The sequence below is a fragment of the Kiloniella sp. genome (genome assembly GCF_965205715.1).
GTDB lineage: Bacteria > Pseudomonadota > Alphaproteobacteria > Kiloniellales > Kiloniellaceae > Kiloniella.
In genome coordinates this window covers 110,423-127,972 of sequence record NZ_CBDBHW010000012.1, presented here as the reverse complement: position 1 = coordinate 127,972, position 17,550 = coordinate 110,423, and the positions used below count along the sequence as shown (strand labels likewise).

The 17,550-nt window shown below is 45.4% G+C and carries 21 protein-coding genes; 7 read left to right on the top strand and 14 right to left on the bottom strand.

What is annotated here, in order from left to right:
• Positions 1–4 precede the first annotated feature (4 nt).
• From ACOGW3_RS10945 to ACOGW3_RS10935, 3 genes are all read right to left on the bottom strand, one after another.
• Positions 5–820 carry a sensor histidine kinase gene (locus ACOGW3_RS10945; RefSeq protein WP_419903000.1) on the bottom strand — a complete coding sequence of 272 codons (816 nt, stop codon included), beginning with the start codon at positions 818–820 and terminating at the stop codon, positions 5–7.
• A 205-nt stretch (positions 821–1,025) separates the two neighbouring features.
• Positions 1,026–1,553 (bottom strand): rhodanese-like domain-containing protein, encoded by a 528-nt coding sequence (locus ACOGW3_RS10940; RefSeq protein ID WP_419902999.1) that lies wholly within the window; start codon positions 1,551–1,553, stop codon positions 1,026–1,028.
• A gap of 43 nt (positions 1,554–1,596) precedes the next feature.
• On the bottom strand, positions 1,597–1,881 hold the full coding sequence (locus ACOGW3_RS10935) for an ArsR/SmtB family transcription factor (protein ID WP_419902998.1): 285 nt from the start codon (positions 1,879–1,881) through the stop codon (positions 1,597–1,599).
• A 92-nt stretch (positions 1,882–1,973) separates the two neighbouring features.
• Here ACOGW3_RS10935 and ACOGW3_RS10930 point away from each other — a divergent pair, with 92 nt between their 5' ends.
• A complete protein-coding gene (locus ACOGW3_RS10930) occupies positions 1,974–2,834 on the top strand; it encodes an MBL fold metallo-hydrolase (protein WP_419902997.1) in 861 nt (286 codons plus the stop codon).
• 50 nt (positions 2,835–2,884) lie between these two features.
• Here ACOGW3_RS10930 and pyk read toward each other — a convergent pair whose 3' ends face one another.
• The 3 genes from pyk to ACOGW3_RS10915 form a co-directional block, all read right to left on the bottom strand.
• On the bottom strand, positions 2,885–4,327 hold the full coding sequence (gene pyk / locus ACOGW3_RS10925; protein ID WP_419902996.1) for a pyruvate kinase: 1,443 nt from the start codon (positions 4,325–4,327) through the stop codon (positions 2,885–2,887).
• A gap of 240 nt (positions 4,328–4,567) precedes the next feature.
• Positions 4,568–5,575, bottom strand: coding sequence for a type I glyceraldehyde-3-phosphate dehydrogenase (gene gap, locus ACOGW3_RS10920; protein ID WP_419902995.1), 1,008 nt, complete (start codon positions 5,573–5,575; stop codon positions 4,568–4,570).
• Positions 5,576–5,648: 73 nt separating this feature from the next.
• The gene (locus tag ACOGW3_RS10915; protein WP_419902994.1) at positions 5,649–5,813 is read right to left on the bottom strand and encodes a hypothetical protein; all 165 of its coding nucleotides are present in this window, start codon (positions 5,811–5,813) and stop codon (positions 5,649–5,651) included.
• On the opposite strand from ACOGW3_RS10915, the gene ACOGW3_RS10910 reads away from it, so the two are divergent.
• Positions 5,800–7,032: an ISL3 family transposase gene (locus tag ACOGW3_RS10910; protein WP_419901077.1), complete on the top strand. Its 1,233-nt coding sequence runs from the start codon at positions 5,800–5,802 to the stop codon at positions 7,030–7,032. The genes ACOGW3_RS10915 and ACOGW3_RS10910 overlap by 14 nt on opposite strands.
• Before the next feature lie 66 nt (positions 7,033–7,098).
• Here the strand turns inward: ACOGW3_RS10910 and ACOGW3_RS10905 are convergent, their stop codons facing one another.
• Positions 7,099–8,040: a nitrilase-related carbon-nitrogen hydrolase gene (locus tag ACOGW3_RS10905; RefSeq protein ID WP_419902993.1), complete on the bottom strand. Its 942-nt coding sequence runs from the start codon at positions 8,038–8,040 to the stop codon at positions 7,099–7,101.
• A 138-nt stretch (positions 8,041–8,178) separates the two neighbouring features.
• Between ACOGW3_RS10905 and ACOGW3_RS10900 the strand changes: the two genes are divergently transcribed.
• Together ACOGW3_RS10900 and ACOGW3_RS10895 are read left to right on the top strand one after the other, a co-directional pair.
• On the top strand, positions 8,179–9,063 hold the full coding sequence (locus ACOGW3_RS10900; RefSeq protein ID WP_419902992.1) for a glycosyltransferase family 2 protein: 885 nt from the start codon (positions 8,179–8,181) through the stop codon (positions 9,061–9,063).
• A 118-nt stretch (positions 9,064–9,181) separates the two neighbouring features.
• On the top strand, positions 9,182–10,168 hold the full coding sequence (locus ACOGW3_RS10895) for a glycosyltransferase family 9 protein (RefSeq protein WP_419902991.1): 987 nt from the start codon (positions 9,182–9,184) through the stop codon (positions 10,166–10,168).
• A 51-nt stretch (positions 10,169–10,219) separates the two neighbouring features.
• Here ACOGW3_RS10895 and gshB read toward each other — a convergent pair whose 3' ends face one another.
• From gshB to rsmI, 6 genes are all read right to left on the bottom strand, one after another.
• Positions 10,220–11,164: a glutathione synthase gene (gene gshB / locus ACOGW3_RS10890; protein WP_419902990.1), complete on the bottom strand. Its 945-nt coding sequence runs from the start codon at positions 11,162–11,164 to the stop codon at positions 10,220–10,222.
• A 20-nt stretch (positions 11,165–11,184) separates the two neighbouring features.
• Complete coding sequence (locus ACOGW3_RS10885; protein ID WP_419902989.1) at positions 11,185–12,048, bottom strand: SirB1 family protein; 864 nt, start codon at positions 12,046–12,048, stop codon at positions 11,185–11,187.
• A 77-nt stretch (positions 12,049–12,125) separates the two neighbouring features.
• Complete coding sequence (locus ACOGW3_RS10880; protein ID WP_419902988.1) at positions 12,126–12,779, bottom strand: BON domain-containing protein; 654 nt, start codon at positions 12,777–12,779, stop codon at positions 12,126–12,128.
• Between the two features lie 71 nt (positions 12,780–12,850).
• Positions 12,851–13,081 carry a YraN family protein gene (locus ACOGW3_RS10875; RefSeq protein ID WP_419903036.1) on the bottom strand — a complete coding sequence of 77 codons (231 nt, stop codon included), beginning with the start codon at positions 13,079–13,081 and terminating at the stop codon, positions 12,851–12,853.
• A gap of 9 nt (positions 13,082–13,090) precedes the next feature.
• Positions 13,091–13,231, bottom strand: coding sequence for a hypothetical protein (locus tag ACOGW3_RS10870; protein ID WP_419902987.1), 141 nt, complete (start codon positions 13,229–13,231; stop codon positions 13,091–13,093).
• Positions 13,232–13,249: 18 nt separating this feature from the next.
• Entirely contained in the window at positions 13,250–14,200 is a 951-nt protein-coding gene (rsmI, locus tag ACOGW3_RS10865) for a 16S rRNA (cytidine(1402)-2'-O)-methyltransferase (RefSeq protein ID WP_419902986.1), read from the bottom strand.
• Here rsmI and ACOGW3_RS10860 point away from each other — a divergent pair.
• Both ACOGW3_RS10860 and ACOGW3_RS10855 read left to right on the top strand, forming a co-directional pair.
• The gene (locus ACOGW3_RS10860) at positions 14,191–15,618 is read left to right on the top strand and encodes a penicillin-binding protein activator (protein WP_419902985.1); all 1,428 of its coding nucleotides are present in this window, start codon (positions 14,191–14,193) and stop codon (positions 15,616–15,618) included. The genes rsmI and ACOGW3_RS10860 overlap by 10 nt on opposite strands.
• A 50-nt stretch (positions 15,619–15,668) precedes the next feature.
• Positions 15,669–16,058, top strand: coding sequence for an ArsR/SmtB family transcription factor (locus ACOGW3_RS10855; RefSeq protein WP_419902984.1), 390 nt, complete (start codon positions 15,669–15,671; stop codon positions 16,056–16,058).
• A 117-nt stretch (positions 16,059–16,175) separates the two neighbouring features.
• Here the strand turns inward: ACOGW3_RS10855 and ACOGW3_RS10850 are convergent, their stop codons facing one another.
• A complete protein-coding gene (locus ACOGW3_RS10850; protein ID WP_419902983.1) occupies positions 16,176–16,322 on the bottom strand; it encodes a hypothetical protein in 147 nt (48 codons plus the stop codon).
• Between ACOGW3_RS10850 and ACOGW3_RS10845 the strand changes: the two genes are divergently transcribed.
• Positions 16,309–17,541: an ISL3 family transposase gene (locus ACOGW3_RS10845; protein WP_419901077.1), complete on the top strand. Its 1,233-nt coding sequence runs from the start codon at positions 16,309–16,311 to the stop codon at positions 17,539–17,541. The genes ACOGW3_RS10850 and ACOGW3_RS10845 overlap by 14 nt on opposite strands.
• The last annotated feature ends 9 nt before the right edge of the window (positions 17,542–17,550 follow it).

Genomic DNA, 17,550 nt, shown 5'->3' with positions numbered 1-17,550 from the left:
AACGTCAGATCACAGCCGCATCAAAAGCGGCCAAGGTGGTTGACGCAACCGGACAAAGTGGTTGACGCTCTACAAAAGCCATCATTCTCATGGTCTCATTAACTGCATCCAAAACGGATATCTCAGTAATCTCAAGGCTTGGCTCTTCTGGTTCTGTTTTAGCCAGATCAAGAACATCATTTACAATACCAAGAAGATGTTTACTCGCGTTATGGATATCCCCGACATACCCAAGATACTTATCATGCCCCAGAGACCCCAGACGTTCTTCCTTCATAATTTCAGAGAAGCCAAGTATCGCATTTAAGGGCGTCCGCAACTCATGGCTCATGTCGGCAATGATGTTGTGGTTTTCTTGATCCCGGCTCAGTAAATCTGGGTTTTTATCAATAATTTTCTTCTCAGCCTGCTTAAGAAGAACAAGGGCTAAATCCGCCTTCTGTGTTTTCTTAGCCAACTCGGCTTCTAGTCGTTGACGTTCCAGAACCCAATCCCGACGCTCCCGATGCGTATACAATACAGAAGAACAACATAACCCTAGCCGATTTAAGTCCCGTGGAAATGAGATGACATCACTAAAAAGTTCAAGGCTTTCCTCGTCAGATAACTCATGCCCCTCTTTCTCAATACACAACATTGGGCAGGCTTTATTATCAGGCAAGCTCCGCAACTGACTGAGAACGAGCTTCAAACTTTCATTTAAAGACCCGACATCAAACAGTAGTAATTCTGGGTTAGAATTTTCAGTGAATTCAAACTCATTACAGCTTGCGACATTAACGAAGCCAACATCACGTAAACTGGTTAGAAGATCAGACAAAAAACGCTGATCCTCACTTACCACCATTAACCGTGCTTGTTTATTTTCTGAATTTAATAACAAAGGAAATCAGAGCCACCACAAAAATCTCGATTCCTACAAAGAGCAGGCATCACAAAAACCAAACAGCAGAATATAAGCCGATAGTTATAAAACTATTAAATATCAGTGGCTTTTTATCTAATTTATTAAGGCAGTCTTTTTGTTAAATTATCCTTTTATTCCAAGGCATAAACCTTAGAAAACGCGCCATACCACAAAACCCTGAAATGCCCGCAAGAAATAATCCACCGCCCACAAAACCTGAAATGAATAAATAATTGGGACTTACAGTCACTCCCAACACCACACCGAGCATTACAAGGCTTCCTGCTATTATCTGTACCTGACGCATAATATCCATAGGAGCTCTTGTGGATTTCTTTGTGGCTAGTCGTTGCGCTTTCCAAGCCATAAGTCCGCCTTCGAGAATTACAATTTCCTTGAAAGGCTGCTTTCTCAGAAGTTCCGTTGCCTGGGCTGTCCGGTGGCCTCCTCGGCAATAAAAAACAACAACCTTGTTACGTATGTTTTCAAAATCGTTATCTTTCAACTCTTCAATTGGAATATTAATCGAACTTTTCAGGCATTCATCCGCATATTCCTGAGCATTACGAATATCGACCAAAAATATGTCTTCATTCTTTAAACGCTCAACAAGATCAAGGGGGGATATTTTCTTAACTATTCTCATTATAAATGGGTATCCTTGTTACAATAAGGTTAAGCGAAGGGCACTACTGCTCCGGGCAAAAACTATCATAAAGTACCTGAAGAATTTTCGCGGCTGGCTCATTATCCAATGCGTAATATATACTTTGCCCCTCCCGCCTTGAGCAGACGAGGCCTTCTCTTTTAAGAATTGCCAGCTGCTGAGAGACCATCGCCTGTGCGAGATCTAGTTTTTCAACTAAAACCCCAACAGATCTTTCACCCTCAACCAGTTGACATAGGATCATGAGCCTTCTCTCATTTGCTAAGGCCTTGAGAAGATCTCTTGCCTCTCCTACAGAAGCTGCCATATCATTTATATTCATATTTTACTATATATCAACATTGCTATATTTAAGTCAACTGTTATAATCATCTTCAAACTCATAATCCGGAGGTAAGAATGCAGACTAAGGTTGAAGCATTTTTTCATGAAGCCAGTAACACAATTTCTTATGTCGTCTGGGATCCCCAGACAAAGCAAGCAGCCATAGTGGATTCTGTCTTGGATTTTGATACCAACTCCGGTCGAACCTCGACCACGAGTGCAGAAATTATTGTAAAGCGATTCAAAGAATTAAACCTTAGTTGCCACTGGGTCCTGGAGACACACGTCCACGCAGATCACCTAAGCGCGGCTCCGTTCATAAAGCAGGAATTAGGGGGAAAAACTGCCGTTGGCGATCACACTCCAGAAATTCAACGCACGTTTAAAACCATCTACAACGCAGAATCCTCATTTAAAACCGACGGCCAACAATTCGATTATTTGTTTTCAGACAACGAAGAATTTTCATTAGGAAATATAAATTGCCGGGCAATCCATACACCGGGACACACACCTGCTTGCCTAACTTATCATATCGAAGACCTGGCCTTTGTTGGCGACACCCTCTTCATGCCTGATTTTGGAACAGCCCGCGCAGATTTTCCAGGTGGTGATGCTGGTCAGCTGTATGATTCTATTCAGAAAATACTCGCCCTACCTGATGACACGCGCCTCTATACCTGCCATGACTACGCCCCGAATGGCCGCGAGATTGCCTGGGAGACAACCGTCAAAGAGCAGAGAGAAAAAAACCTTCATACGCACGAAGGCATCACGAGAGAAGAGTTCATCAAAATGCGAACAGACCGAGACAAACAACTTGCCATGCCCGCCCTCTTAATCCCTTCCATACAAGTAAACATGCGCGCAGGCTCACTCCCACCAGCAGAAGACGATGGCGACCATTACCTGAAAATCCCCATTAACAAGCTATAAAAAAGGCAGCCCTCTGGCTGCCTTTTTAAAGTCAAATCATCTTAAAAAACCTAAGAGATTGGGTCAGGCTTTTCATGTTGACCTACAGTCGCAATTCGAAGGTTATTTGTTGAGCCTGGTGTCCCAAAGGGAACCCCCGCGGTAATAACGATTTGATCGCCGTTTTCACAGAAGCCTTCACGGCGCGCAATACGAGTGGACTTCCCGACCATTTCTCCAAAACTGCTGACATCACGTGTATTCACAGAATGCACCCCCCAGATCAGGGCCATTTTACGCGCGACCCTAAGGTCAGGCGTTAAACCGAGCAGAGGTGTATTCGGGCGCCCTCGCGCAGCACGAAATGCGGTACTGCCCGTAGTCGTAAAGCTCACGATGGCTTTCGCATTGATAAGATCGGCGACATGGCGTGCTGCATCACTGATGGCGTCAGCCTCAGTTGGATTTGGCGCCAGCTCATCTGCATGCACTAATTTAACGTAGAGCGGATCCTGTTCAATTGTTTCAATGATACGGTTCATCATCGCAACAGCTTCAAGCGGATATGCCCCACTTGCAGATTCTGCCGAAAGCATAACCGCATCTGCACCATCATAAACAGCCGTCGCCACGTCTGAAGCTTCGGCTCTTGTTGGCGTTGGTGCTGATACCATGGTCTCAAGCATCTGAGTTGCAACCACGACCGGCTTGCCATATTCACGGCAAATCCTCACGATCCGCTTTTGAAGCACAGGCACGTTTTCTGGTGGAAGCTCAACACCCAGATCACCACGGGCAACCATCACAGCATCTGTCAGCTCAACGATAGCCTCTAACTGCTCAATTGCAGAAGGCTTCTCAAGCTTTGCCATTACACCAGCACGCCCTTTAACCAAACGCTTTGCTTCGAGAATATCTTCAGGTCGTTGAACAAAAGAAAGTGCACACCAATCACAGCCCAGCTCAAGACCAAACTCCATATCCAGCAGATCTTTTTCCGTAAGCGCAGAAAGGGGAAGAATAACACCCGGAACATTTACGCCCTTATTGTTCGACAAGATGCCGCCAACAATAACTTCAGTCGTAGCTTCCGCGTCTGTTACTGCCGTAACCCGAAGCCGGATACGCCCGTCATCGAGCAATAGATCTGTACCGGGCTCTATCGCCTGAAAAATTTCTTTATGGGGTAAGGTGGCCCGGGTTGCATCACCGAGCTCATCTTTCATATCCAAACGGAAAGTACTGCCATTTACCAATTCAGCTTTATCATTAGCAAACCGACCGACACGAAGTTTTGGCCCCTGAAGATCCATCAACACAGCGATAGGGCGACCAGCTTCTTTTTCCACTTCCCGAATAAGGTCGTAACGAACCTTATGATCTTCATGGGTTCCGTGACTGAAGTTCAGGCGGAAAGTATCAACACCGGCTTCAAAAAGAGCCGCGATGGTCTCTTTCTCAGAACTCGCCGGGCCGAGGGTCGCAACAATCTTACAAAGGCGCTTACGCTTCATTCCTGAAACCTTTTCATTTTATTTCATTACAGGACAATGACCTGCATTAAATGTCATAACATTTTTCTGTTACAATTGCTTGGCTTAACGACGACAGTTTTATCGCAATGCGCGAAACCCTTAAACACAGAAACGGCACGCCAATCCGTGCCGACTTAATTTTATAATTTCATTTCTCGCAAAAGCACTGCTAAAAAAAGATCAGGAGGAAGCCCTCTACCTCCTCCTGATCAAGTAGACCTAGAGGCTAAGCCCCAGGGCGACAGCAGTGTCAACCATACGGTTGGAGAACCCCCACTCGTTATCATACCAGCTCAAGACCCGAACCAGACGATCCCCAACCAATTGGGTTTGCGTCGAATCAAAGGTCGAACTCGCAGGCGAGTGGTTAAAATCAATAGAAACCAGCGGCTCATCGTTCACATCAAGCACTCCTTTCAGAGGCCCTTCAGCAGCGATCTGCATAGCTTCGTTTATTTCTTCAGCAGTTGTTTTTCGTCCAGCCGTAAAGACGAGATCAATCAGGGAAACATTGGCCGTTGGAACACGCACTGCGGTACCATCCAACTTTCCGGCTAATTCAGGTAAAACCAAGCCAACGGCACGGGCAGCCCCTGTTGAGGTTGGGATCATAGAAAGTGCAGCTGCTCTCGCCCGACGCATGTCGGAATGCATGGTATCAACTGTATTCTGATCACCTGTATAGGCGTGAACAGTTGTCACAAAGCCTTCTTCCAAACCAACCAGTTGGTTCAGAACGTGCGCAACTGGCGCAAGGCAATTCGTGGTACAAGAAGCATTCGAGACAATTTTGTGTTCAGGAGTGATTTTGTCATGATTTACACCATAAACGACGGTGAGATCAGAATTATTACCAGGCGCAGAGATCAATACTTTTTTGGCACCAGCTTCAAGATGGAGAGACGCTTTTTCACGGCTGGTAAAGAGCCCCGTACATTCGAGCGCAACATCGACATTCAACTCACCCCAGGGAAGGTCAGCCGGGTTACGTTCAGACAAAGCCGCAATACGCTTACCTTCGATAATGAGAGCACCATCATCGGCTTTGATGCTCTTACGCAAAGTTCCGTGAACCGAGTCATACTTTAACAGGTGTGCATTTGCCTGAGCCGAGGCAAGATCATTAATGGCAACAACCTCAATATCATCACGGCCAGATTCAATGATGGCTCGAAGTACAAGTCGGCCTATCCGACCGAAACCGTTAATCGCTACACGAACCGCCATAATCTGCTCCTCAGGGAATAAGTAAGTATTCTTAGTTTCAATAAATGTTCATTTTCGAACATAAACGCAAGCACTATTTTTCTAAAGTGAATATTTCATGACACTGAATTTGTATTAAAATAAGTAAACGGCTCTTCTCCGCTTTGTTGAGTAGAAAAAGATGCCGACCGCCAAGTAACCTGTTGATATGTATGGTTTCTGATAACTTTACATAGAGCAGGTATATGACAATCAACATCTCGCAGCATATTTTAGGCCTCAAAGGGCAACGTGTAAATGAAATTAAACTGGATGACGGCGGTGTTAAGATTGTCATTCACTGCAGCCGAGACGCGCGTAGGAGGGCTATAGACCCTGCTACAGGCCAGAAGGGAAGCATCAACCAGCATGTCCGCCGACAAGTAAACGACATCCCCCTTTTTGGGTATCCTTGTGTGGTCGAGATTGAGCTGGCGCAGGTTTATATTAACAAGGGCGAACGCCGCATTGAGGGGTGTGATTTTGTTGATAAAGGGTGCCGTTTCACTCACCGATTTTGCCGACTGATCAGTGGATTATGTCGGCATATGTCTATTCAAGCGGTTTCCAGACATTTGGATATACGATGGGAAACGGTCAAGAATATCGACAGGGCATACCTTATTGAAACTCTCCCTACGCTTGATCCTGCAGAGCTAACTGGCTTGGAATATATTGGTGTAGATGAAGTTGCCCGGGCGAAAGGTCATGACTACATGACGGTGGTCTACGATATGGTTGGCGGTCATCTGATCTGGGTTGAAGCAGGCCGAACTGCCGAGGTTTTTTCAAGGTTTTTGAAACAACTGCAACCAGATACAGCCTGCAAAATAAAGGCCGTAGCGATGGATATGGGGCCTGCCTACCAAAAGGCTGTCAGAGAGTCCTTGCCGTTGGCCGACATAGTATTTGACCGTTTCCACGTCATGAAAAACTACAGCAAAGCTATCCATAATCAGCGTCGACTTGAGTTCAGAAAGGCCGATCCAAGTGGTAAAGAGTTGATGAAAGGGACACATTATCTGTTGCTCAAAAATGCGGATAAGTTGAGTGAAAAACAAAGTGACAAGCTGCAAAGGTTGCTGGAGAGCAATAGCAACCTGAATGCACTTTACGTCTTGAAAGAACAGCTTCAGCTGCTGTGGAGTGCCGCTTCATTTGAGGCGATGGCGGAGCAACTGGAACGTTGGTGCCTGATAGCAGATCAGTCACAGATGCTCTATCTAAAAAAGTTCGCGAAATCCCTACGGAAACATTGTGTGGGCATCTGCAACTACGCCAAACACAAGCTCACAAGCGCCAGGATAGAGGCTGGTAATGTCAGTATAGGAATGATCCGTAAGCGAGCCAGAGGCATCAAGGATACCGAATACTTCAAACTCAAAATTAGACAATCATCCATTCCAGATAATCAATCTATGCTCTATTTGAAATCCTAAATCTACTCAACAAAGCGGAGAAGTGCCTCCTAAATCTACTCAACAAAGCGGAGAAGTGCCGGAAAATTATACTTCCTCTACCGAGATGTGGTCAGCCGTCCACCCACCAGGCCAGACTTCTGCAGATCCGTTACGCAGCTCTCTAATCTCTTCTATGGGAAGATCTTTTGCGATAATCAAAGGACCAAGGCCCACTGTGGTATCTGAAGGTGATATTTCAGTGGCAATGCCCGTGTGACCGAGACTTTCTTCACAGGGAAGATAAACAGCAGCAGCTGAGGTTTGGTTTTTGCGTTTGCCCCCTAAAAAACTTGTCGCGCCAATGGGGCCTACAACGGCAACAGCGGCTTGAAGTTCAATTGCTCTGGCCTTTGCACACCCAAAAACCCGATTATAACCAGCGAGCTTCGACGTCATCGAAGGTACAAGGATAAGATCAACATCTTGATCCGCGATAAGAGATGAGAGTGCAGGCATTTCAATATCCAGGCAGGTCAGGATTGCCATGCGAACACCCCGCCATGTGAAGACCTTTAGCTTATTACCCGGGGTGAGGCACCAGGCATTGGGATCCTGTTCGTTTGGGGTAAGGCTAAGCTTGTCTTGGGTAATGTAGGTGCCATCTGGCAGGAAAAGGTGGGCACGGTTGTAATAACCATCATTGTCATTGACGGGTTCTTCAGACATATCGTCGTCTGCATCCGTAGCTACTGGGAATGTACCGGCCAAAAGAGCAATTTCATAGCTGGAAGCAAGCTGTTTCAATAACTCTTTTGCCTCAGAAGCTTGTGTGACCATCCAAGGGATCTCTTCATCTGGGCATATGCCAGAAGGCGCATACGACATCCACTGTTCTGATACGTATTCAGGCATAATAAGAAGGTCAGCACCTGCATTTTTGGCACTTTCAACGCGTGTTCTTATCTGACCAACCCATTCAGCCAATGAGCTTAAAGGAATATCTAGATTTACGGCCCAAAGTGCGAGGGATAAACTTTTTTCGATCACGCATACTCTCCTGTGTTGTTTCTCTTATGGCACATATTTTTATCAGGGAGGAGATTTTTACTTCTGGTGGCATTAATTCGAAACAAAGAAGTTTGGCAGAACGGTGCTAAAGATCTAAAAGATACCTGAACAGGTGTTTTGATCGATAGATCTGCACTGAGTTACTTATACTCTGGAGTTATTATGACCCCCGCGACAAAAATCAGCGTAATTATATCCACCTATAACTGGCCGCAGGCGCTGGAACCGGTTCTGCGTTCCATCGAAAGCCAGACGGATAGAAACTTTGAAGTTATTATTGCTGATGATGGTTCTAAGCAAGAGACCGTGGATCTTATCAATTCTTATGCTGAAAGGTCCTCAATTCCAATAAAACACTATTGGCAAGAAGATGACGGATACCGACTTGCTGCTTCGAGAAATGGTGCGGTTGGCCTTGCAGAAGGGGATTACCTTATTTTCAGTGATGGTGATTGCTGCTTCATGCCCGACTTTATATCATCTCATCGAAAATTGGCAGAAAAAGGCTGGTTGGTCGCTGGCCGACGGATTTACCTAAAGAGCGGGTTCACTAAAAAGGCCCTTGAAAAAGGGTGGAGGTTTTTCAAGTGGTCCCGTCCTGTTCTTTTCCTGTTGGGGATTACGGCCCAATGCAATCGACCCTTTCAATTTATTCCCCTTCCGCAATCTGAACAAAAGCGAAAGAGTAAATCGCAAAACTGGGAGCAAGTTCAAACTTGTAATCTAGCTGTCTGGAAGGATGATTTTTACAAGGTTGATGGTTTTGATGAAAGCTATGTTGGTCACGGGTGTGAAGATTCAGATTTCACCTTAAGGCTTATCAGGAGTGGTGTAAGGCGAATTACGGCAAATCACACTTCGCCTGTTCTTCATATTTACCACAGTCGATCCATTCCTGGGCGTGCAGATACAGAATGCTTAAACCCACAACGCTTTCAAGCTCTATTGGAAAGCGATCGTCATACCGCGGTACTTGGAATTTCAAGTCACCAAGGGTCTTGATAAGTATAAATATATTGGCATTTTAAATTTACATCGTACTAGGACTATTGATCATTTATGTCTGTTATAGTTGTCTTGGAAGCATATCTTAAGTTCGAAAATAGGACTCCATATTCGTATGTCCGAATTAGGTAAAACACTTGTCGTTACGGGGGGGGGATTGGGAGATACCCTGTTCCACCTTCCCTTCATTCGTTCGATACAACAGCGATCTACGGGTAAGTCTGTGGTTCTTGCCTGTAAAAAGGGCCGGGAAATCAGCGAACTTTTTTCCGAAGTTGACATGGTGAGTTCTGTCTTACCGATAGCACGTGATCAGGATGTTTCCGGTAAAGCTGACTTGGGGCGATTACGTCAATTGACCAAAGAGGCCGGGATCGAAACCGCCTTTGTATTCCACAAATCAACCGGCATAGCTTTTGCCATGATGATGGCTGGTGTTAAGAGGCGCTTTGGCTATTATTTCAAAGGATCCTGGAATAGGTTCTTTCTTAACAAAGGGACCCAGACCCCAAAGTCTGTTCCTTTACCTGCTTTTATGAACCATGCTGCGCTGGTTATGGATGACGCTGGAATTCCTTATGATTACAGCGATGTTCGATTTCGGCAGCCAGATCATGTTGTCGAAACTGCCTTTTCTAATCTAGAACTGCCTGAAAAGACGCAAATGATTGCTCTTGGTGTAAATGCAAGTGCCGAGTTTAAGCAATGGGGGACGGAAGGTTACTCAGCCATTGCTGAGCGGCTTCTTAAAGAATTTCCAGGGCAAATTCTGTTATTTGGTGCCGGTGATGTAAAGCATGTTTCTGAGGGGATACTTGCCAGAACAGATCAGCCAGAACGTTTTATTGATCTGACGACGAAAAAAGTACCGCTTCATCATAGCCATGCTTTGTTGCAGAGCTGTGATTTTTATGTCGGGAATGATAGTTTTGGTCTCAATTTGGCAGCGATGTCTAGCTTGGCAGCTGTGGGGATATTTATCAAAAGCTACCACTTTTCCTATTCAGACTGGATAAAACCCGTAGTCTCCAGCAGTGATAATATTGTGGATATTACCGTGGATATGGTTTGGGATGAAGTCTCCAAATTGATTGCAGAATAGAAAAGAATTAAGGCCGGGATAATAAGGGCAGCGCTTGGGCTGCCCTGTATTTTATCTGTTCAGTTTACCTTCAATGGCATCCCAGATATCTGCTTCAAGAGCTACGTTGTTGAAACGATTGATTTCCTGGATACCTGTTGGCGAAGTGACGTTGATTTCTGTCATGTAATCACCGATCACATCGATACCGACAAAAATCAAACCGCGTTCTTTGAGGGTTGGTCCAATAGCGGCGCAAATTTCGTGGTCGCGTTCTGTTAGGCCAATTGGGTCAGGACGCCCCCCTACGTGCATGTTTGAGCGAGCTTCTCCTTCAGCAGGTATGCGGTTGATAGCACCAGCTGGTTCACCATCGATCAGGATAATGCGTTTATCACCTTTGCGAACATCGGGAAGATATAACTGAGCGATAATCGGCTCGCGGTAATACTGTTCGAAAAGCTCGTAAACAGAGTTCAGGTTTTCATCATCAGGTTTGATATGAAAAACTCCTGCACCACCGTTTCCATAGAGAGGCTTTACGATAATGTCTTTGTATTCAGCCCTGAAGGCCTTGATTTCTTCAAGATCATTCGTGATCAAGGTCGGGGGCATTAGTTCTGGAAACTCAGCGATAAAGAGCTTCTCGGGACAGTTTCGTACCCAGCTTGGGTCATTGACGACCAAAGTTTTGGGGTGCACATGATCAAGCAAATGGGTCGCTGTGATATAGGACATATCGAAAGGGGGATCCTGACGCATAAGGATAACATCGATGTCCTCCAGATCCATCATTTGCGATTCACCCAAACTGGCATGGTTTCCTTGTTCTTTTCGGAACACGACTGGGCTAACTTTGGCATATACCCGTGAACCCTTCATGGAAAGGTCTCTAGCCAGATAATGGAATAATTTGTATCCCCGCTTCTGGGCCTCGAGCCCTAAGATAAAGGAGCTATCACCAATGATATCAATGGTTGATACAGGGTCCATTTGGATGGCAACGGAGAGAGTCATCTATTTTAATCCGTAATTGGTCAATTCAACTGTGTTCTTAACTGCTGTAATAAAATAGCAGTCTCTGGGTGCCCTCTTGGGTCTTCTTCGATCATTAGATAGTGTTCTAGTGTCTTAATTGCAGCCAAAATATTATTTAAGAAGGCCTGTAGCATACCGGTTTCCCTCCAAATAGAAGGTTCCTGAGGTGCTATGAGTAACATTTGTTGCAAAACTGCGAGGGCTTTTTCGGGCTCTTTGGCTTCAATAAGACGTATTTTAACATTGTTCTGTAACCGTAACAAAATGCCTCTGTTGGAAACACTACGGGAGTAATCAGACGTCAGTTCAGCATCTTTACCGAGATACGATTTTAATGTTTTCCTTAGCCAGGGGGTGTTTCTGATCTCGCCGCGTTGGAAAGGATCTATGATTTGGCGTTCTTTTCCCCTTACCGCTCGGAGCAAGAAGTGTCCGGGGAAATTAAGTCCATCTACTTCCATGCTAAGAGCGCGGGCGATATGGATATAGAGAATACCTAGGACAATGGGCAGACCTTTTCGTTGATCAATCACAGAGATAATATTGGCATTCTCTAAATTATCGTAATCATCTTTATCGCCCTTATAACCATGCAGGTCATAAAGTACGGTTTCAATGGTACTTAGATAATCACCTAAGGTAGGTTCCGCCTCATTGGATTGGATTTGAGCCATCAACGAATGTGCATCATTCACCAGACACTTCAAATGGTCTTTATAACGATCTAGAGAGGTAATTTCTCGATCATCGGCGGCGAGCTGTAGAGCACATTCGGCCAAGTTGATGTCACCATCTTCGGCTTGGCCTATAGCTTGAAGAAAAGTATCGATTTCTGAGTGATCTAGCGGTTTTCTATCAAGCATATGTGTGAACTTCATTATTATCGTCGCTGGTATTCCCGAGGCCTACTTTTCTCCGGGTACTTTTTTCTTAAAGACAGTTATTGATTCCGCGATGGGCTGTCTTTTAAAACAACATAACTGACGACTCTTTTGACATAGTCAATGTCTTTAGCATGGGCGATGACTCGATTGACCTCATTTTCGTCCTGAGCGATACCCAAGAGATAAACATTCTGGTTAACGGTATCAATGTTGTAGTTTATTGAGGTCACTTTTTTATCAAAAATAATGGCTGTTTTTAATTGTGTAGATATCCAAACATCCTGAGCATAATCAGTTATGCCACTGTCGTTGTTTATTTCAATTTCATTGATGACTTCACGCACTCCGGGAGCTTTCCATGCTTGTTTAACCGCCGTTATCCTGTGGTCGGGTAGCTCAACATTTCCGCTCAGTAAAACCTTACCTTCACTCACCTGAATATTTACTTTGCGGAAGATGTCGATGTTTTCTTGGAGTAATAAGTCGTTAATTTTTATCTGAATTTGAACATCGGTAACGGCTTTGTTAAAGGAGCGTTCCTCCGCTGCAGTATTCGCAGCTGCGGCTCCTACACCGATGGCTGCGCCTGTTGCGCTGCAGCCGCTTAGCGCGATGAGCCCAAGTAGGCTTAATACTATTTTGGTAGATACTTTCTGCGTACTTTCCCGCTCACTAGACCGGTTGTGATTAAATGTCCCCATAGTGGTCATAGTGATCTCACTCCTCTTAACTGACCTGATACTTTAGATAACTCTGTGATAATAACTCGATAGTATGGAGGTCAATCGACCTGCCAAGCGTTTTTAATATGGTATGGAATAACTGTGGCACCAATAAGAACGGCATCAAATCTTTGATCGTAGCTAAGATAGCCGGAATGCTGCCTTAAGAAATTTTCGGCTGCGCGGATAATACGCGCTTTCTGTTTTGTAGAAATTGACTCGGCTGCTTCTGCCTTTGTGGCTCGTTTTTTTACCTCTATGAAACAAATCACTGAGCCTTTTTTAGCAATTAAATCGATTTAGCCGACTTTGGTTTTATAGTTATTTTCAAGTATTTGATAACCCTTAAGTCGGAGAAGCCAGGAAGCCAGTAGCTCTGCATAACGCCCTTTTTTCTGCGCTTTTAATCTTCTTGGGTCGATACCATTCTTGTTTTTCAAAGTGGACACCGAGGGCTCTTACTTATTCTTCGATAAATCAAGCGCGCGTTGGTATACTTTCTTTTTAGGCAAGCCAGTTGCGGTGCTTACCAGCGCTGCTGCGTCTCTTAAAGTATTGTGTTCCAGTGCATCCTTGATTTGAGTGTCGAGATCGTCCTCACTCAGCTCCGTGACCTCTGTGGCTGGTGGCCCGACGACGACAACAATTTCCCCTTTGGGGTTTCCGGCCTCTTGATAATGATCGGCGAGTTCTTGAAGAGGACCTCTCCTGACTTCTTCGAACATTTTCGTAAGCTCACGGGTTACTGCTGCAGGGCGGTTTCCAAGAACTGCGGCCATATCAGCAAGGCTTCCCGCTAGGCGGTGTGTTGATTCGAAAAAAATAAGTGTTGAAGGGATGGTCGTGAGCTCTTTTAACGCTTTGCTCCGGGCTCCGGTTTTGTTCGGTAAAAATCCGTTGAAGAAAAACCGATCAGTTGGAAGCCCAGAGAGAATCAGAGCCGTGATTGGCGCAGAAGCACCTGGAATAGATGTTAGGCCGATTCCCTCTTCTACCGCTGTGTTTGCCAATTTGTAACCGGGATCAGAGATCAAGGGTGTACCTGCATCTGATACCAGGGCCACAACATTGCCTTTTTTTACCTTTTCAATAAGGATTGGTCGTACTTTATCCGCATTATGCTCATGATAAGCAATGAGAGGGGCGGTAAAACCAAAGGCCTGAGCTAGCTTTCGTGTGACCCGAGTGTCTTCACAGGCGATAAGATCCGCAGCCGCGAGGATCTTTTTTGCGCGATCCGTAATATCCCCCATGTTGCCGATAGGGGTCGCAACGAGGTAAAGTGCTGCTTCTGGTTTTTCTCCGATTGGAACATCTGCACTGTTGGCTTGTTCTTCGGTAGATGTTTTATTAGCCCGTGAAGTTTTATCTGTAGGGCGATTTGAAGAGGATGAGTGTTTTGAGCTCAACGTTGGCAACTTTCTTGTCAGGATACTTAGCGGTTTTGGGTCGCAGGGTTGGTGCCCTGTCCGTGGTCGTCGTGTTTACACTGCTTGTTTCTGCCTGTCAGACAACCATGAAAACAGGGCCAGATGCAACGGCTGAAAAGCCTGAGGTTAAAGAAACCGTCGCTGAAGTCGAACCTGTCGAGGAACCTCTTGCGCCTATAGAACCGGAAGTCATTGAAGAATCCAGTCCCTTTGCTGATATTGAAACAGAGACGGTTATTATTTCTGAACGCAGAACGAAGGTTGGCTTTTTGCTTCCCTTAAGTGGGCGTCACAAAGCTGTGGGACAGGCATTGTTAAACGCCGCTCAGTTGGCACTGTTTGATGTTTCCGGAGAGAAGTTTGACCTTATCGTTCGCGATACTGCGGGGACTCCTACTGGTGCACGCGGGGCCATGGAATCTTTGGTAACAGAGAAGGTTGATCTTGTGATCGGTCCTCTTTTTGCTACATCAGTTTCTGCAGTAACCCCCCTTGCCCGGTCATCTGGTATCAATGTTTTGTCTTTTTCCAACGATCAAGCCGTGGCGGGTGATGGGGTTTATGTACTTGGACTTACTCCGGAAGAGCAAATTCGTCGGGTAGTTGACTATTCTGCGTCACAGGGCATACGAAAAATCGCTGTATTTGCCCCAGATAATGTTTACGGGCGCCGGATAGTAAGTGCGTTACAAATTCAGTCATACGGATCAAATTTTGAAATTTCTCGTCTGGGATTCTTTAATCCCAAGGACCCTGACTTGACGGATGAAGTCAAAGCAATAGCTAATTACAATCAACGACATCAGGCTTTGCTTTCCCATAAAGCAAATTTGAAAGCTAAAGGGGATACTGCCTCAAAGAGGGCTCTAAGACGCCTCAAGGGACGAGATACCCTTAATCCCCCTGATTATCAGGCGATTATTGTTCCTGCAGGAGGGAAGCAGCTTCTGACCGTTGCGCCCTTGTTGAATTATTTTGATGTTGACCCCGGTCAGGTAAAATATCTCGGTACGGCGCTTTGGAATAATCCAAAATTAGGTCGGGAACCTGCTCTGGTCGGAAGTTGGTACGCTGCACCTTCTCAGGCCCACTGGGATAGCTTTAAAAGTCGATATAGAGTTCTTTACGGTAAGGTTCCACCCCGCATCGTATCGCTTGCCTATGATACCGTTGCTTTGGCAGCTGTGATTGCAAGGCAGGCTGAAAGTCAGTCTACCGCTGTAAATTATTCTCAGGCGGTTTTAACCAACCCTCAGGGATTTTCCGGTCTTGATGGGGTCTTCCGCCTCCATGTAGATGGGCGGAGTGAACGCGGTCTTGCGATTTTGACGCTTGAACGAGATTTGATAAACGTGGTTGAACCAGCGCCATCAACTTTCACACCATTGGTTAACTAAAACCGGGGAGCGGGTGTGGCCTATATTTTGGTAACCAATAGGATCTTGGCGTGGTAGAGAGTAGTCACAAAGACTGTAAGTCTGGGGCAGTAAAAAGTAATTCGCTGATAAATCAAGATGAAGCTGATTGTTGTTTTGGGCTGCCTGAACTTGGGGAAACGGGACTTGTGAACCTCAGCGGGATCTTTAGGACCTTGGGCGACGAAGGTCGGCTTAAATTATGTCTTTGCTGCTTTGAAAAACCCTGTTCTGTGAATGAGTTATCTGAAGCGACAGGACAATCCCAGTCCCTCACCAGTCATAATTTACGTCAATTGCGTGAATCCCGTATTTTGGTTTCCCGCAAAGAAGGACGCCGTGTGCTCTACGAGCTTGCAGATGACCATATCCGCCATGTTATCGCGGATATGGCGCATCATGTATTGGAAGACCATAGTTAACTCTAATATTATCCAAACAAACATCTGATACTATTTTGGATGGCAGTGATTTACACGCTGTGTATAGTGACGTCAGTTTTATTTCTAACAAAGAATGAAAATGATGCCGCTTTCTTATTACCCTATGATTTTATTGGGCTTCTTATTCTTAATCTGGCTCTTCTCCGCTTTGTTGAGTAGAAAAAGATGCCGACCGCCAAGTAACCTGTTGATATGTATGGTTTCTGATAACTTTACATAGAGCAGGTATATGACAATCAACATCTCGCAGCATATTTTAGGCCTCAAAGGGCAACGTGTAAATGAAATTAAACTGGATGACGGCGGTGTTAAGATTGTCATTCACTGCAGCCGAGACGCGCGTAGGAGGGCTATAGACCCTGCTACAGGCCAGAAGGGAAGCATCAACCAGCATGTCCGCCGACAAGTAAACGACATCCCCCTTTTTGGGTATCCTTGTGTGGTCGAGATTGAGCTGGCGCAGGTTTATATTAACAAGGGCGAACGCCGCATTGAGGGGTGTGATTTTGTTGATAAAGGGTGCCGTTTCACTCACCGATTTTGCCGACTGATCAGTGGATTATGTCGGCATATGTCTATTCAAGCGGTTTCCAGACATTTGGATATACGATGGGAAACGGTCAAGAATATCGACAGGGCATACCTTATTGAAACTCTCCCTACGCTTGATCCTGCAGAGCTAACTGGCTTGGAATATATTGGTGTAGATGAAGTTGCCCGGGCGAAAGGTCATGACTACATGACGGTGGTCTACGATATGGTTGGCGGTCATCTGATCTGGGTTGAAGCAGGCCGAACTGCCGAGGTTTTTTCAAGGTTTTTGAAACAACTGCAACCAGATACAGCCTGCAAAATAAAGGCCGTAGCGATGGATATGGGGCCTGCCTACCAAAAGGCTGTCAGAGAGTCCTTGCCGTTGGCCGACATAGTATTTGACCGTTTCCACGTCATGAAAAACTACAGCAAAGCTATCCATAATCAGCGTCGACTTGAGTTCAGAAAGGCCGATCCAAGTGGTAAAGAGTTGATGAAAGGGACACATTATCTGTTGCTCAAAAATGCGGATAAGTTGAGTGAAAAACAAAGTGACAAGCTGCAAAGGTTGCTGGAGAGCAATAGCAACCTGAATGCACTTTACGTCTTGAAAGAACAGCTTCAGCTGCTGTGGAGTGCCGCTTCATTTGAGGCGATGGCGGAGCAACTGGAACGTTGGTGCCTGATAGCAGATCAGTCACAGATGCTCTATCTAAAAAAGTTCGCGAAATCCCTACGGAAACATTGTGTGGGCATCTGCAACTACGCCAAACACAAGCTCACAAGCGCCAGGATAGAGGCTGGTAATGTCAGTATAGGAATGATCCGTAAGCGAGCCAGAGGCATCAAGGATACCGAATACTTCAAACTCAAAATTAGACAATCATCCATTCCAGATAATCAATCTATGCTCTATTTGAAATCCTAAATCTACTCA

Excerpts from the sequence above, each read along its gene's own strand:
- gshB (WP_419902990.1), bottom strand. The coding sequence starts at position 11,164 with ATGACTCTCTCCGTTGCCATCCAAATGGACCCTGTATCAACCATTGAT.
- ACOGW3_RS10845 (WP_419901077.1), top strand. The coding sequence starts at position 16,309 with ATGACAATCAACATCTCGCAGCATATTTTAGGCCTCAAAGGGCAACGT.
- ACOGW3_RS10850 (WP_419902983.1), bottom strand. The coding sequence starts at position 16,322 with ATGTTGATTGTCATATACCTGCTCTATGTAAAGTTATCAGAAACCATA.
- ACOGW3_RS10895 (WP_419902991.1), top strand. The coding sequence starts at position 9,182 with ATGTCCGAATTAGGTAAAACACTTGTCGTTACGGGGGGGGGATTGGGA.
- ACOGW3_RS10885 (WP_419902989.1), bottom strand. The coding sequence starts at position 12,048 with ATGCTTGATAGAAAACCGCTAGATCACTCAGAAATCGATACTTTTCTT.
- ACOGW3_RS10880 (WP_419902988.1), bottom strand. The coding sequence starts at position 12,779 with ATGACCACTATGGGGACATTTAATCACAACCGGTCTAGTGAGCGGGAA.
- gap (WP_419902995.1), bottom strand. The coding sequence starts at position 5,575 with ATGGCGGTTCGTGTAGCGATTAACGGTTTCGGTCGGATAGGCCGACTT.
- pyk (WP_419902996.1), bottom strand. The coding sequence starts at position 4,327 with ATGAAGCGTAAGCGCCTTTGTAAGATTGTTGCGACCCTCGGCCCGGCG.
- ACOGW3_RS10940 (WP_419902999.1), bottom strand. The coding sequence starts at position 1,553 with ATGAGAATAGTTAAGAAAATATCCCCCCTTGATCTTGTTGAGCGTTTA.
- ACOGW3_RS10910 (WP_419901077.1), top strand. The coding sequence starts at position 5,800 with ATGACAATCAACATCTCGCAGCATATTTTAGGCCTCAAAGGGCAACGT.
- ACOGW3_RS10915 (WP_419902994.1), bottom strand. The coding sequence starts at position 5,813 with ATGTTGATTGTCATATACCTGCTCTATGTAAAGTTATCAGAAACCATA.
- ACOGW3_RS10930 (WP_419902997.1), top strand. The coding sequence starts at position 1,974 with ATGCAGACTAAGGTTGAAGCATTTTTTCATGAAGCCAGTAACACAATT.
- ACOGW3_RS10935 (WP_419902998.1), bottom strand. The coding sequence starts at position 1,881 with ATGGCAGCTTCTGTAGGAGAGGCAAGAGATCTTCTCAAGGCCTTAGCA.